The 14,376-nt window shown below is 58.2% G+C and carries 9 protein-coding genes; all 9 read right to left on the bottom strand.

The genetic code is table 11. The annotated features are described in order from the left end of the window. Positions 1 to 124: 124 nt before the first annotated feature. Positions 125 to 340: a hypothetical protein gene (locus CKO11_RS10435; protein WP_223637918.1), complete on the bottom strand. Its 216-nt coding sequence runs from the start codon at positions 338 to 340 to the stop codon at positions 125 to 127. Continuing rightward, positions 337 to 543, bottom strand: coding sequence for a hypothetical protein (locus CKO11_RS10430; RefSeq protein WP_223637915.1), 207 nt, complete (start codon positions 541 to 543; stop codon positions 337 to 339). The genes CKO11_RS10435 and CKO11_RS10430 overlap by 4 nt, the downstream gene beginning before the upstream one ends. 315 nt (positions 544 to 858) lie before the next feature. Then, on the bottom strand, positions 859 to 1,386 hold the full coding sequence (locus tag CKO11_RS10425; protein WP_223637912.1) for a hypothetical protein: 528 nt from the start codon (positions 1,384 to 1,386) through the stop codon (positions 859 to 861). A gap of 191 nt (positions 1,387 to 1,577) precedes the next feature. Further along, entirely contained in the window at positions 1,578 to 3,641 is a 2,064-nt protein-coding gene (gene brxL / locus CKO11_RS10420) for a BREX system Lon protease-like protein BrxL (RefSeq protein ID WP_223637909.1), read from the bottom strand. 9 nt (positions 3,642 to 3,650) lie between these two features. Next, the gene (gene pglZ / locus CKO11_RS10415; RefSeq protein ID WP_223637906.1) at positions 3,651 to 6,152 is read right to left on the bottom strand and encodes a BREX-1 system phosphatase PglZ type A; all 2,502 of its coding nucleotides are present in this window, start codon (positions 6,150 to 6,152) and stop codon (positions 3,651 to 3,653) included. Continuing rightward, positions 6,145 to 9,612 carry a BREX-1 system adenine-specific DNA-methyltransferase PglX gene (gene pglX, locus CKO11_RS10410; protein WP_223637903.1) on the bottom strand — a complete coding sequence of 1,156 codons (3,468 nt, stop codon included), beginning with the start codon at positions 9,610 to 9,612 and terminating at the stop codon, positions 6,145 to 6,147. The genes pglZ and pglX overlap by 8 nt, the downstream gene beginning before the upstream one ends. Further along, positions 9,612 to 13,139 carry a BREX system P-loop protein BrxC gene (gene brxC, locus CKO11_RS10405; RefSeq protein WP_223637900.1) on the bottom strand — a complete coding sequence of 1,176 codons (3,528 nt, stop codon included), beginning with the start codon at positions 13,137 to 13,139 and terminating at the stop codon, positions 9,612 to 9,614. The genes pglX and brxC overlap by 1 nt, the downstream gene beginning before the upstream one ends. 4 nt (positions 13,140 to 13,143) lie before the next feature. Continuing rightward, positions 13,144 to 13,734: a DUF1788 domain-containing protein gene (locus CKO11_RS10400; protein ID WP_411742010.1), complete on the bottom strand. Its 591-nt coding sequence runs from the start codon at positions 13,732 to 13,734 to the stop codon at positions 13,144 to 13,146. Between the two features lie 13 nt (positions 13,735 to 13,747). Next, the gene (locus tag CKO11_RS10395; protein ID WP_223637880.1) at positions 13,748 to 14,356 is read right to left on the bottom strand and encodes a DUF1819 family protein; all 609 of its coding nucleotides are present in this window, start codon (positions 14,354 to 14,356) and stop codon (positions 13,748 to 13,750) included. Between the last annotated feature and the right edge of the window lie 20 nt (positions 14,357 to 14,376).

Below are 14,376 nucleotides of genomic sequence, written 5' to 3'. Positions count from 1 at the left end.
CAGAAGCGCGCCGAGCGCTTGAGCAATCTGAGGGCTCCGCGCTCGGCGCGCTTGCCCAACCTGAACCCGACCACTATCAACCCCAAGGACTCTCGTTATGACTGAGGGACGACCGGGGGGCAGGTCACGAACTCTGATAGTAACTGGCAATCAGACCATCCCAAGTCGTCTTCGAGACGGCAGAAGGCTGCCCACGGCGCAAATGCCAGTATTCTTTCAGAAAGGCTTCACTACCGGGTGCCGCCTTGAGACGCACCCTAGTCTTCCCCTTACGGAAGTAGTGGTAGGTACGCCCCTTCACGGTGATGGTGTCTAGGTACGGCAATTCAAGCTTCTTCATGTTTCGAAGCCTTCCTCAGGAACGGCGCCGGTCAGAATGGCTTCTAGGTCAGATACCCGCCACCGCAGCACCTGCCCAGCGAGTTCGATCGGCTGCGGCAGAGCGCCGAGCTGGACAAGGCGCCTGAACTCGTTCGTGCGCATATCCAGCATCCGCGCCGCGGTCGCTTCTTTGACGGCGAGGAAGGGTGTGCGTCTGGACATGTGTTCCCTCCCTTTCCGGCGGTTGTACTGCGTGAAATCGTCTTGGAAATTTAGCGGGAAGAAGGGTCTAGCGGGATAGGTCAGGCCCGGAGAATGTCTGGAAACATGTGGATTACGCTTTGGAATTACGGAGAATTCCTTCGCTACAGCGGTAAGTGGTAGATCCTGGGTCGACCTTTGCTGGCCGCTGACGTCTGGCAAAGATTTTCCTATGGAGAGTATTCCGTGAATACGTGGACCTTCGCTATGATTGGTGCATGCGGGCGCCCAAGATCTCGCCAACCTAGGCTGTCATACCGTATCCTCCAGCGGATACTACGCGAGGTCGGACGGCGTTCTGCCAAGCCATCGCGAAAGGACTTTGGCGTTCATTTCGCGCCGCTGCATCAGATCGTTCGACACATTCAGAAGAATGCCCTTATTGGATCCAAGAAGCGCGTAAGCCCTACGTTCGGCCTGCTCCAATTTTGCACGCACCCTCTGCTTCTCCTCTTCTGTCAGCCTGTGCATGTCGGTCGGCCCAAGCCAGGCATCGCCATTGCGGCCGAGACCGAGTTCGCGGTCCATCCGCAAGATCAAGCCGGTTGCCAAGGCAAGATCGCTCTCCCTATCTCCACCGGCGCCGCCAGAGATATTGCCCAGCGCCAGCCTCTCGGCGGCACGACCGCTCATGAGGATCAGCAGTTCGGTCTCGATTTCTTCGACCGTAAGTTCGGCGAACGCCGAACGGCGCTCGGTTAAGCCGTTGCTATCGGAGAGGCTGAGCTTGACGACAGATCCCGGCACCAGCAGCTCGGCGGCAAGCGCGTGACCGGCTTCGTGAACGGCGATACGGTGGAGCACCGCTTACCGCTTAGCCGGTGAACAAATCACCCTCCGGTAAACCTGGGGCGGTTCACTTGTCGTCTGTGATGCGCAAGTATCCGTTTATCCGTGATCCGCAGCGACCGCTTGCTAACCACTGGGACGGGCTGCAAACCTTCATGAACGACGGTCGCGTCGAGATCGGCTCTATCCCTGCAATCTTCCGTCGCTCACAGTCTGACGTAGGTAACGTAGAAGCCCTTCGCCATTCGGTGCTCTTGCAATCTATCGCCGAGGTTAAATCCCTCGCGCCGCATGGGTGGCTGGAAGATGTCGAGGCCGCGATCGAGCACGATTTTCCAGCCGGTATCGGTAACGATATCGCGGGCATGGGCGGAGCCTGAGGTGTCGAAGGCCCAGGTGAACTCGACCCCGGTGCCGATGATCGCGCCAGAGATGCTTTCCAGTAGTTCTCTCTGCAACTGGACCTCGCCCTCGTTGGGAGCGGTTACCAGATGCACTGCAACTTGATCCTCCGGCGCCTTGCGCTGGATGACCATTTCGACCAACTCCATCATGTTACGGATCTGATAGGGTTTCCGGATATAAGGATCGGTGACGATGATCCGGCGCGCGCCATCAAGGTAAGGGCCGAAGAGCTTGTTGTAGCTCACGCCCTTGCGGTTTTCGGCAAAGACATGGTGGCCTTCTTCCAATGCGAGTTTCTCGGGCGTTGCTTGAGGGGCGGGCACAGCGGCTGCTTCGCGCTCTAAGACATCGCCATCATCAGCCGGTGCTTCCTGATCCTTGGGGTCTTGCGCTGGCCTGCGGTGATAGAATTGCGGGAATTCTTGCTCCTCTACCGTCTGCACGCGCCGCTTTTGACCATCGCTGCCGAGGTAATGGAAATCGACCTCAGGATAGGTCGCATCGATGCGGAACAACTGATCCTTGACCCGTTTGCGGCTTTCCAGTGCCAGTTGAAGAAGTTCTTCGACATCCGCGGCGCTTTCGCCGCTCGCAGGGAAGATGATCTTGAGCAGGCCCGACATGGTCTTGTAGATCGCGTCGCGGTCGCGGGTGGAGATCTTCTCGCTGATCTTGAAGTGCTGGTCGGGTCTGTTCGAAAAATCCTCCTGACGCAAATGGCGCAGGATCTCGGCCAGATAGTCGACGATGAAGCCATAGCCGCGGGTGAACATCTCACCGCGGATCACATCGACTTCCCAACCAGGTAGATAGGCGTGCAGGCGGTCGATGAAGGCGCTGTCGTGGAATTGCGGGGGGAGGGCCTCGAAGAGGTCCGAATTCTTCAGCATGTAGGGCACGTTGTGGTCGGTATTCCCGACGAAGGCAAAGCTCGCCTCGGCGCCCATCGGATTGACCCCACGCGAGAAGGTCTTGTTAGCCATGTAGTTCTTCATGATGTCGACGAGCGCCTTGTTGGCGGTCTTCTCGCGCCCGGCGAATTCATCAAAGGCCACCACATCCCAGTATCCGACCAAACCGATACGGCCGTTGGAGTTGTTCACGAAGAGCTTCGGGATCGTGACCTCGCCGCCTGAGATCAACTGGCCATGGGGCGAAAACTCCGAATAGATATGCGATTTGCCAGTGCCTTTGGGGCCCAGCTCGATGATGTTGTAATTGCGTTCGACAAAGGGGATCAGGCGCATTAACTGCAACAGCTTGCTGCGGCGACCGAAAGCCTCCGGGTTGAAGCCGATCGACTGCATCAGCAGGTCGATCCACTCATCCTTGGTGAATTGCCCGCGCGCCTCTTTGTAGCCTTCGTAATCGACCCGCGCGATCTGGATTGGCTTGATCGTCTCCAGCATCCAAGGCGAGGTGCGGACATCCTCCGAGAATTCGTATTGAACATCCGCGATACACCAGACGCCTGTGACCAACAGCTTGGGATGGGCCTTGATCGTGCCGCTATCGACCGCGACTTTCTTGATCCCGAGGTTGTCGAAGGTCGCCTCGTAGCTGTCGGTCTTTTCGTTCAGCGAAACCGAGATCTGGTCAATGACCTTGTAGCGACCCTTTTCCTTGATCGTGGATTGGATCAGGCCCGCCTCGCTCCGGTGGACATAGTGCTTGCGCAGGATTTCCTTGACCGTCTCAATGCCAGTTTGGATCGAAGCCTCGTCATCGGTCGCGCAATACTGTCCGAGCAAGTATTCCAGCACATAGGTCGGCACGATGGCATTGCCTTTGACCGCCTTTACCAGATCCTTTCGGACGACGAAGCCTGCGAAGTGTTCGTTGATCTTGTCATCGAGGGTGGTCATGGCCTGTCCTTAAAAGTCGAAATCCGTCGCGATCCCGCGGCGAAGCTGGAAGCGATGGCTGGTGTAATCATCGAAATGGCTGGTCTTTCCGCGCTGCTCTTGCAGCTTGAGAAAGACATCCTGATTGTTGAAGTTATCTGCCGCTCGGGACAACAGGAACTTTATCGGCATCTCGCGTTCGCGGGGGTTTTCTGAAGTGTAGTCAAAGGTTAGCATATGCTCGTCGGAGATCAGCGTGCCGTCTTCCGCGTATATGCCCGCTCTTAGCACACGCTGCTGCTGCTTTTCCGAAACCGGTTGAGCTTGATAGAGCGTGACCGCCGTCTGACCGGATGAGATCAGGCTGCGACCGGAGACAACAATCTGCACCTCGACCTTACCGACATCTTCCTCTCGTCGCTTGCCGACGCGCAAGACCGGGATCACCACCTCCTGCAAGGTCGCGCCGCCATGCACAAAGCGGCTGCCGGCACCCTTCACGCGAAGGCGGTTGATCGAATTCGGGATAAGGATGTCGAGATGGCCCGAAAGACCAAGCGCTTCGGGGGCAAACTTCTTCATCCCGGCAGTTTCGTTCAGGCCGCGCCCGATCACGAAACGGCGATTACGGAACAGGATCTCGTCGCCGGTTGGGTCAGCCACCGAAAAATCAGTCTCGTGCAACTCGCGGTGTTGATAAAGGAAGCCGTGATCTGCGGTGATCAGGATGTTTGAGAAATTCGCGCTGGTCAGCTTGCGTACCAGCTTGGTCAGATCCTCGATGGCATCCTCGGCAGCCTCGAAAACCCGCTCCTCGGTGGCCAGCTTGTCGCCCACGACATCGATGCGGTTGTGATAGAGGTAGAGAACATCGTGGTCGCGGAACAGCGCTTTGCCTTCATCGGCGCGCAGATCCATGAACTCACTGGCCTTCATCGCCTTCACGCGATCGCCGGGGCGCCCCAGTCCCAGCACCTTTTCGCGGTTCACGGTGCCTTGGGTCGGCATGCCGAAGGACGTTACGCTGCCGTCGCCCGCAATGGTCAGATCCTTGTTCGGCAGCAGTGCCGCCATCCCGAGTTGGGTATAGCTCGGCAGGGCAGAAATCATCGGCGTCAGCTCGGCGTCGAAACGGTTGAGCTTGCGAATTTCACGCAGGCATTCCTCGGCCACCTCGTAGCGCAGTGCGTCCGATACGATCACGACGACTTTCTGCGGGGTCTTCAGGCGCCGGAACTCGGCGGCCTGATCGAGGTAGAAGTCGCGTTGCTGCGCATGGCCGAGAATATTCCAACTATCGAGCTTGGCGATCTGATCCTGCCAAGCATCGTTCACGGCCAGCAGGAAGCTGGTCGTATAGCGGTTCTCGATGCTCTCAAACAGCGCCCCCAGCAGCGAGGCCTGACCGCTGCGCTGCATGTGGTGGATGAACTTGCGGTACGCTTGGTCGATCTTGAACCACGTCGTCACATAGCGTTTCACCCCGTCGACGGGTGAGGACATCGTCAGATTGGCTTCGGCCAGCGATTGCTGGAACTCGGCGGCATGGGCGATGGCGAGGTAGATATCCTTGTAAGTCGCGTACCAATGGCTCTGGCGCCGTTCGCGAGTGATCTTGACCACCTCCGAGGCCGACACCGTCTGGCTGGCCATCGCATCGACCAGCAGGCGGATGATCTGGCGGTCGGTGGCCTCGAAATGATCGACCGGGCGCAAGGACTTCAGACTGCGGCCCTTCACATCGGCCTCGATCTTCAGCAGGTCCTGATATTCCGCGCTCAACGCGCCAAAGGCTTCGGCGCCAAGGCGGTTGTTCTTCCAACGCTGGAATATCAGCCGCGCTTCGCCGTTCAGTGCGCCGTCTTCGCCCATTGCCATCAGATAACTGGACTGGAACAGCGTGATCGCGAAGTCCTCGAAGTCCGGCGTGTCCGAGGTATAACCATAGGCGTTCTTGATCTGGGTCCAGAAGAACTCGCTCAGGTTCGCCCGTTCGATCAGCTTCAGCCCGTCTTCGCGCCCCGCAGCCAGTTGTCCCAGTAGCTCCTCAACCACCGTATCCAGTTCGCCCTCGGCCCCCACGCACACGGCCAACATCCGGCGCAGCACGTCGGATTTCTGGTCAGCGGGGCGGATCAGGCGCTTCAGGGCCTCGATGCGGGCCGAAGAGCGGTAGAACTCCATATGGTCGCGCACCACGGTTTCGAACTGCGCGGGCAGCCCCAACTCCGCCAGCCAGATCGCCGCTTGGTCGGCCTTAAATACGGCTGTCGCTAGCTGCACGTCCAAAAGCCAGTTGTCCGCCATCGCAGGTTCGGGGCCGTCTTTGAACAGCAAAAACTTCTGCTTCGGTTCCTGCCGCAGCATCCGGTATTTCAGGCCGAACTCGTTATTCGCAATTTCGACCTTCGCGACGCCCGCCAGATCTACGGTCTCGAATTCAGTCCGCATGTCGCCCGCCGCGTCATACCAGAAGACGATCCGGTGCTCCTCGAACAGCCGCTCCAGCCCGGCGTGGATGCGTTCACTCATCCTTGGCCTCCAGCCCCGGGATCTTCTTCAGCGCGGTGCCGAACTTCGGATAATTTGCCTTCACCCCGTCATCGAGGTCGATCTCGATTTTCTGCTGCGCCAATGGGAAGATCACCTCGCGCTCCCAGTCGTTCAGCTCGTCGATCTGTTTCGCCACCGTGGCCGCATCTTTTAGCGCCTTCGTCCGTTGGCCTTGTGTCGCCGTTGGATCGTCGGCGAGCTTTTCGAGCCGCGTACGCTCCCCTTCCAGCTTGGAGATGAACTCGCGCAGGTAGTCGTTGAGCAGCACCGACACCGTGTCGGCGCGGTAGCGGTGCATGTAGATCAGGGCGTTGAACGTCCCCTTGGGGCTGGAGAACATCCAGTAGATCGGGCGCTTCTTGTACCGCTTCACGTGGTCGGCGTAGAAATCCTTGGTGAAATACTTGCGGATGTCCTTGCCGAGGGCGTCTTCGACGTAGCGCAGGTTCTCGCGGAAATGCGCCTCGCCGAAGGTCACGCGCAGGAACAGGCGGAAGCGTTCGGTGATGTCATCGGCGAACCAGTCGCCGTCGAGCACGGGGATCACGTTGTCCGCATCCGGCATGAAGGTCGGTTCCGGGATGCGAGCGAGGTAATCCTCCAGCCGCTCGCCCTGGTTGGCGAGGATCAGGCCCGGCGCGTCGAGGCTGTAGCGCCCGAACATGCAGCCCACGGCATAGCTGAGGAACTCGGCCATGGTGTCGGCGCGCAGGCGGGTTTCGCGGTCCTCCTCGGAGTTCTTCACGCCATAGCGATAGGCGGGGTTGCAGGTGAGGGTGATCTCTTCCAGCGGCACCTCGGGGGTCAGCTCGTCTTGCAGACCATAGGCGTCGATGAAGATGCGGTTGTTCTCTTCCTCGAGGGCCTTCATCTCGTCCGTCATGGACTGCCAATGGGCGCGCAGCGCGGCATAGCTCTCCGCCAGCGTCTCGCCACGATGACCCTCTGAGAGCAGCGGGAGCGTGGTGAAATCCCAGGAGGTTTCGTAGGCGTCCCAGTCGGAGCGGGTAATCGCGATTGCTCTACTTGCCGAAGTGGTTATTGCACCCGCTTCTGGGAGAAAAGGAAGCTTTTTGACGTCGCCACATTTGTAGTCGAGTGTCGGCATGATCGTCTTGGCCAAACTCTGAAAAAGCTTGGTGTTGAACTGGCCAATAATTGGTAGGAATTTCTCTCCCACTGCCACCTGGCCTTTGCTGTCGAACAGATGTCCAGTCGGATAGTATCGAATTCCAAAATAGCCGCTGGTTAGTGCGCTCCAGGTTCCACCCTCTTTGAAATACAAGCCTTTACTCGGTCGGACGTGACCTGACAGTTTTTCCATTGCGTGACGGCTAAAGGAGTCCCAAGCTATAACAAGGTCGTTGTTACCATACCATTTTCTATAGGAACCACCCTTGTTGTAAGGGACCCATTTCCCACGCTCGTCAACGTCTTGATCTGAAGTTGCTCCCAAAACGAATTTTTCGGCGCTGGACTCAAACCAAATTCGCAAGAAACGGTCATTATCACCGGTATGGATACCTTCACGCAAATCTACGACATCATCGGAGGACTGGCCTTTGAATAGTTCAGCGATTTTGTCAGACACCCAATATGCGATGGGTTCGCCCGGCAAGCGTTTGAAGGTTGCGGAGTTGGCCAAGTAGTGTTCGTTGGCAGCCAATTTTTCTCGGAAGACTCTGTGCTTGTCCGCAGACTGAGGCGCGTCATTGAGGTTTACAAATTCGCCGGTTCTATCGTCGCGAGCTGCGCCAAGCACAAACGCCGAGGCCTGAACGACTTTTGAGTTTAGCTCAGGGAAGCTGTTATACCCAATCTGGACCAAATTTCCGAAATAGCACTCGTCCAATATCGCAGAGCGCAATGCCTCAAAAGACGACAGGAACATCCAGTTCTGGATGGTTACCATTCCGATGAAAGACCTGCGAGATGCAAGAGGAATACACCGTTGCATAAACGCTGCGAAGAGATCGTGCTTCCCGGTGACGTGGTTCTTTTCCACCCACGATTTTAGTCCCTTATTCATATTCGAGCGGGTCATATACGGCGGGTTGGTCACCACCACGTGATACTTCGGTGACAGCGCCTCGGCCATGCGCAGCACGGCCACGACGCGCGCCTGCACGTCCTTCAGCAGCAGGTCAGCGCCGAAATCCCGCGCCTCGACCACGCGCAGGGTCTCTGCCGGATCGCGCAGTTTCGGCACGATCAGCGAGCCGAAGTTCTTGGCTTGCTCGAACTGGCCCAGGGTTTCGCGCAACTCATCGGTGAACAGATCCTTGCCCACCACGGCGGCCACGTCCTGCATCTCGGCAGGGGTAAAGCTCACATCCTGCAAGACGCAAATGTCGGGTTTCGCTTCCATGCGCAAGAACCGCCGCCGCCCGAGCTTTGCCGCTGCCTTCATCATCAGCGCAAAGGCCGCCAGGGCGCCTGCGCGGTCGTCGATCTCCACCCCGGTCAGGTTGTGCGTCAGGATCAGCGCGGGGATCTCGGTCGCGTCATAGCCCTCTTCCTCGTAGATGGCGTGGAGCAGGTCGAAGGCATAGGTCAGCATGTGCCCCGAGCCCGCCGCCGGATCGCAGATGCGGATCTCTTCGGGGCGGGTGATCTTCAGGAAATCCGTCTCGGGCTCTTCGGGCGCGATGTAATAGTCCATCCGTTCGGCCAGACGGCTGTCCGGGCGGTTCAGCAGCCAGAGCCGCCCCAGCGAGTTCTCCACCAGGTAGCGGACGATCCAGTGCGGAGTGAAGAGCTGCGTCGCGGCGGGGATGTTCTCGGCGGTGATCTTGACGTTCTTCTTGAGGCCCGCGAAGACCTGGTCCTTCTTCTCCGAGATATAGAACTGGTAGAGCCAGCCGATGATCTCGACATCGCGGCAGGCGTCCTCGGTCATGACCTCGCGCAGGCGGGCGAGGATGGAGGTCTGCGACAGCAGATCCTCGGGCATCAGCAGTTCGGTGTAGTCGTCCAGCTCCTCGAAGAGGAAGGGCATGGGTTTGTGCCAGGTGTTGCAGGCATGGACGAGCAGCAGGCGATAGGCCTCGGATTGTGGATCATGGCTGGGCGTGCGGCCATCGAGAAGGGCGGCGATCTCGGTGGGCGCACCGTCGGGCAGGTTGCCAGCGACGGCCTCGGACAGGATCTCGGGCCGCGTCGCACCCTCAGCAGGCGAGACCACGCGCACTTGGGTGTAGCCGTTCGCATCCATGAAGCGCAGCGCGGTGAAGCGGTTGAACCAGGTGTAGGCGACCTGTTCGATGACCTGTTTGCGGCTGTCGCGCGCAATGGCGTTTTCGAGGTCCTTGACCGCTTTGGGGTGTTCACGCCGCGCAGATGCGCCCTCGGCCAAGACGAGGTCAAGCTTGGCGCTGACCTGATCAATCAGCAGCGTGCGCGCGGATGCTGCGAATTTCTTGAGCGCGTTGGTATCCATCAGACGATCACTTTCTTGCCTGCCTGGATCTCGGCCAGCAGGGTCTTCTTCAATTCGGTTAGGTACTGGTCGACATCGGCCTCATCCGACAGGATCGGCTTGGGTTTATTGACCTTGAGGGTTGACGCTACGACGGTCGCGGGCGGCTGGATGGGCGGCGCGGCCGGTTCATCGAAATCGCCACGCGGTATCGCGGAAGCCGGTTGCGGTTTGGGCTGGGCCAGACGGCTGACCTCGGTCACCAGTTCCGGCAAAAGCTGCGCGCGGGCAGTATGGGCCTTGTCCCGCAGCGATGGGATCAGGGTGACGGTGTCGAGCCCCGCCCGATGCCGGTCGATCCGCGCGCTGATTTGCGCCTTTTGGTCTGCTTCCAGCCCTTGGAATTCCGGCAACTGCGCGATGGTTTCTGTGACGCTGTCGAGTTCGGCCAACACGGCCTTGCGCTCGGCGATGACCTTGAGATCGACCTTGTCCTTGAGCTGATAGAGGCTCGTTTTAAGATCCTGGATCGCCGTGCCCTTGAAACAGTCGGGGTCATCGAGCACCCCGCGCAGACGGCGCAGGGCATCGGGGTCGACATAGTCGATATTGGCACCGTCGCGCATAAGAGTGTCGCGTGCCTCGTCATAGATGCCGCGCTGTGTGCCCCCCATAAAGCTGCGGATCTTGTCGAGCAGATCTTCCTTCGCGTCGAGCAGGTCATCCTCATGCGCGGGGACATCGGAGATATACCAGTTGGCCGGCTTGCCTTTCATCGACCGCAGAAGGGTCTGGAAGGACGCAAGTCGTGCGACGAAGGGATAGGCATGGGCTTGCCGGGTGAGGCTGTCTACCTCGGCTTCCAATGCGTCGATGCTCGCCGCCCATTCGGTGCCAAGGCTACGGGCATCGGTGCCCGCAGCGGGCTGCGAAAACAGTTCTTGATAAAGATCCTTGGCCTTGCGGATCTGACTTGCGGTAAATTCCAGCTGAGGCGTCAACAGGATATTGGCGATAGCTTGGCTGTTGTTCAGCGCCTTGGCGAGCGGCAGGCCTTCAAGCAGCGCGCTGTCCATCCGCGCCTCGATCTTGCCTTTTGCCACAAGCGCACCGGTAATGCAGAGTGCTGCCGTGGCGGGCCAGCCATAGGGCTTTGAGGTCAAGCGTTCGGTCAAATACTTGACCGTCACCTTCATGCCGTTTCGGGCCTGAGCATTGATAATGTTGAGAACCTCGAGTTCGGCCTCTCCAAGGCCTGCGCCCTCCGTGCCGAACAGACCGCTGTCGCCCTGCACCGCTTTCGGAATGTCGGCCTCAGAATAACTTACCCCGCGCAGCATAGATAGGTTCTTGTAAACGCGATCGACAAGAGGCTGGAAGGCCTTGATGATGCGCTCCTGTGGGTCTTCGCCGCCGATTTCCAACTCATCACCTTGCACGAACAGCCGCGCCTCGCTGATCAGCTTGCGCAGGCGCATTTCAAGATCCTTGAGACGCCGGGAATTTTGCTCACCCTTTTCGGATAAAATTCGATCACGGCCCGGCTGTGGCGATCCGGTACGTGATTGCTGCAAGAATTTTTTGGTTTGCTTGTAGAGGAGCAGATCCCGGTAGAAGGCAGTGTTGCCACCGGTGGCAATCGCCAGTTCTTCGCGTGCCATGGTTGCCATACGCACGGCACTGAACTCATCTGCATCGACGTTGAGGGGAGAAATCAGGTTGATCGCCAGTTCATATTCGCGGCCATGCGCGTGGTCATCAAGCTTAGCTGTGAAGGGATACTCGCAGCTGGTGCCTAGATGTTTGACCTTACGCTGTCGCAGGATGGCGCCGAAGGCGAGTGAGCTCAGCTCGTCTGACAGTTCGGCAGGATCAATTTTTAAGCTCTTGATCTCGTCCTCGACATCCTTTTCCTCGTTGGTGAGGAACTCGTAGATCTCGCCGTTGCGCTGAATCAACGTATTGCGTTCCAGCGTCGATAGCGCTTCCTCAATCTGGCGACGCTGCTTCGTCTGGTCGGCGTCAAAATGCGACAGCAGCAGGATACTGATATTACGCACGGATGGCTTGAATTCCTTCACATATTTGACAAGGAACAGCGCCTTCAAGACCCGCACGGCGAAGGGATCGTCGAGGTTTTTCTCTGCGATCTGGATGCTCTGCTGGACTGCGGATTTCAGCGCGGTGCGGATGCCTTCAAACATCAGATCGAAGGTGGCAAGACCGCCGACCTCCTGATCCTTCAGCTTCTTCGAGACTTCCTGAAACACCCCAAGCATCGAACGTTCGCCCACAGAGCTATGCTTGCCCTCAAACGCGTTGTGCTGCGACAGCGACGTGATCGCCATCTGGAACAGGTCATACTGGTAGGGCGGGAAGGGGTAACTAGCGATAAACTGGTCGCGGTCACGATAGTTTTTCAACTTGATCGAGCCATCTGCGAAATCGAACAGGGTCTTAAGGTTGTTCTCCTCCCGATCATGCAAATTGCCAAGCATCGCGCGGCCTTCTTCCGTTTTCGCCAGCAGACGTCGCTGGATGACTTCGGCTACGTCCGCCGAATTCAGCGGCATCCGGTTTGCGAAACGCGCCTGAATCTTGGAAAAGTCATTCTCCTGCTGCTGGGTCATGTCACCGATTACCGATGCCATGTCCTGCTGCGCGGTAACGATGATCCATGCCTGGCCTTTGCATTTGGTGTTCAGGCTCTCAGCGATGGTTTGCAGGTTGGTCATCAGCTTGACGTTGTCGGCGATATATTGGCCGACCTCGTCAACGAAGAAATTCAGCCGGAAGCCTTTCGGCTGCCCTTCGAGCCAGGTCTTCACCGTGGTCGCGAAGTCCTCGATCGAGACTCGGGTGTCCTTGCGATACTGGCTCAGAATGTCCTTGGCAGCTGCTGCATCGCCACCCGTCGCCGCAGCAAAGGCAGCCGCGATGGCCTTGCCCTCAAGCAGCGCCTGTTCGCGACCACGCTCCCAATCCTTGCCAGAGGCTGCCTTGAAGACGTCCTTGAACTCCTCCAGTTGACCGCGTCCTTGCAGGTCGCGCTCGAATTGCGCGATATGGGCCTGCTTGCCGTAGAAGCCGCAGGCTTCGTCGAAGACCTTCTGAAAGACCGACAGAAGCGCGTCGACATCCGTCTTCGAGATGACATCGGCCTTCTGATCGATATTGAACAGGATCGATTTTGAGGGGATCGAGACAGCCTTGTTCAGCGCACCGGCCAGCATCGGTTCGCCCTTGAGTTTCTCGGCAAAGATCTCGTACGCCGTGCGTCCGTCAACATCGCGGTTCTCCAGCAGCAGCGCGAGCATCTTCAACAGGTGCGACTTGCCCGAGCCGAAGAATCCCGAAATCCAGACCCCGTTCGAAGTATCGTAGTTGTTGTAGGCGTCGAGGAACTGTTCCAGCCGCTGGCCGATTTCGCCGGTGATGACATATTCGTCCAGTTCGACCCGAAGGCTGGCCTCGTCATCGGCCTTGATCACCCCGTCGATCGCGCGGTCGATCGGCTTTTCGAAAATATCCTTTAGCAGCAGGGCCATCAGGTCAGACCTCGTAATTCAGAATGTTGAAGGCGCGATAATATTTGTCGTCATGCAGCTCGCCGAACAGGTCGAGCGACGCACCTGTTGCCAAAGCGTGGGTATAGTTGCCGGGAAAAAATAACACGGTCGGCGCATCCTTCGCGGTGCTCTGAAGATTGTTCAAGACATTGTGCGACCGGATATATGGGTAGACCTCGCCGACGCCGGACAGGAAGATCACATCATGATCGGTCGCGACAATGGCCTCGCCGATCTTCGGGATCAGATGCGCCTCCGGATCGAGAACACCTTGCAGCAATTCCTTGATCTCAGCCTTCTCGCTGTCGGCTTCGACCTCGAGGATCTGTTGGAGAATGTCCCGTTCCTTTAGGATCGCGAGTGACAGATCGTAGAGGCTTAGGTCCAGGACCTTGACGCCAGCGTGCGAAATCCTCTCGATCAGATCGCGGCGATCATCGTGCATGCTTAACCCGTCGCGGGCCGGATAGGGGCAGATGAAGAAAGGTACCTCGTTACCTAGACCCTGTTTCGTCAGGAAACGGTCACTGGTGACGACCTTGTACAGGTGATCGGCCCGCTCCCTGCGGTTCATGTCAGGTTTCACATCAACCTCCATTGAACGGGATGCCCGGGAACAGTGCGAGTTCGGACGGGTTCTGGTCTGTTATCATTGCCTTCAGGCGGCCCGAGAGGATCGCGGTCTGGATGCGGTTCGTATCGGAAAGAATACCAGCCTCGCGCATGATCCTGAATGCGACCTGCTGCAATTTCGCGCGCGTGCTTACCTTGATCGCGGCCAGATCTTCGTGCCATTCAGCCTTGGCCTCGAAAAGCTGATCGAAGCTCTCTCGGGGAAGGTCCAACTGGTACGACAGATAGCGCTCCCGCAAGACCTCAAGCGCGAATTCGCGCATGAAACGGTAGGCGCGGCAGGTTGCGAGCCAAAGCAGCGCCTGTTGATCGGCCCGATTTGCGGTCTCGATCAGGAAGTCACGCTCATCCTCTGAAAGCATTCGCAATCTGTTAGTGATTTCGCGGACTGTGCGTTGGTTTGATGCAGCCTTCGGCAAGGTGGTCGCGCCTTCCCTCCGCGCGCGCAGAATGGCCTCGTCCCAACTCCCGCTTTCTGCGTAAAGCCGCGTGATTTCGAGGCTTTCGTTGAGGAACAGCCCGCCCGTCGAGAAGGACATCTTGTAATCTTTGCCCTTGCTCATCTCATGCTGCCTTACCACTC

The organism is Rhodobacter sp. TJ_12, from assembly GCF_020023995.1.
GTDB lineage: Bacteria > Pseudomonadota > Alphaproteobacteria > Rhodobacterales > Rhodobacteraceae > Rhodobacter.
Note: the sequence above shows the minus strand (reverse complement) of the source record. Positions and strands in the feature narration are given on the sequence as shown.

Bases quoted from the DNA above. Each gene is read 5' to 3' on its own strand.
- CKO11_RS10435 (WP_223637918.1), bottom strand. From the start codon at position 340: ATGAAGAAGCTTGAATTGCCGTACCTAGACACCATCACCGTGAAGGGG.
- CKO11_RS10430 (WP_223637915.1), bottom strand. From the start codon at position 543: ATGTCCAGACGCACACCCTTCCTCGCCGTCAAAGAAGCGACCGCGGCG.
- brxL (WP_223637909.1), bottom strand. From the start codon at position 3,641: ATGACCACCCTCGATGACAAGATCAACGAACACTTCGCAGGCTTCGTC.
- pglZ (WP_223637906.1), bottom strand. From the start codon at position 6,152: ATGAGTGAACGCATCCACGCCGGGCTGGAGCGGCTGTTCGAGGAGCAC.
- pglX (WP_223637903.1), bottom strand. From the start codon at position 9,612: ATGGATACCAACGCGCTCAAGAAATTCGCAGCATCCGCGCGCACGCTG.
- brxC (WP_223637900.1), bottom strand. From the start codon at position 13,139: ATGGCCCTGCTGCTAAAGGATATTTTCGAAAAGCCGATCGACCGCGCG.
- CKO11_RS10400 (WP_411742010.1), bottom strand. From the start codon at position 13,734: ATGAACCGCAGGGAGCGGGCCGATCACCTGTACAAGGTCGTCACCAGT.
- CKO11_RS10395 (WP_223637880.1), bottom strand. From the start codon at position 14,356: ATGAGCAAGGGCAAAGATTACAAGATGTCCTTCTCGACGGGCGGGCTG.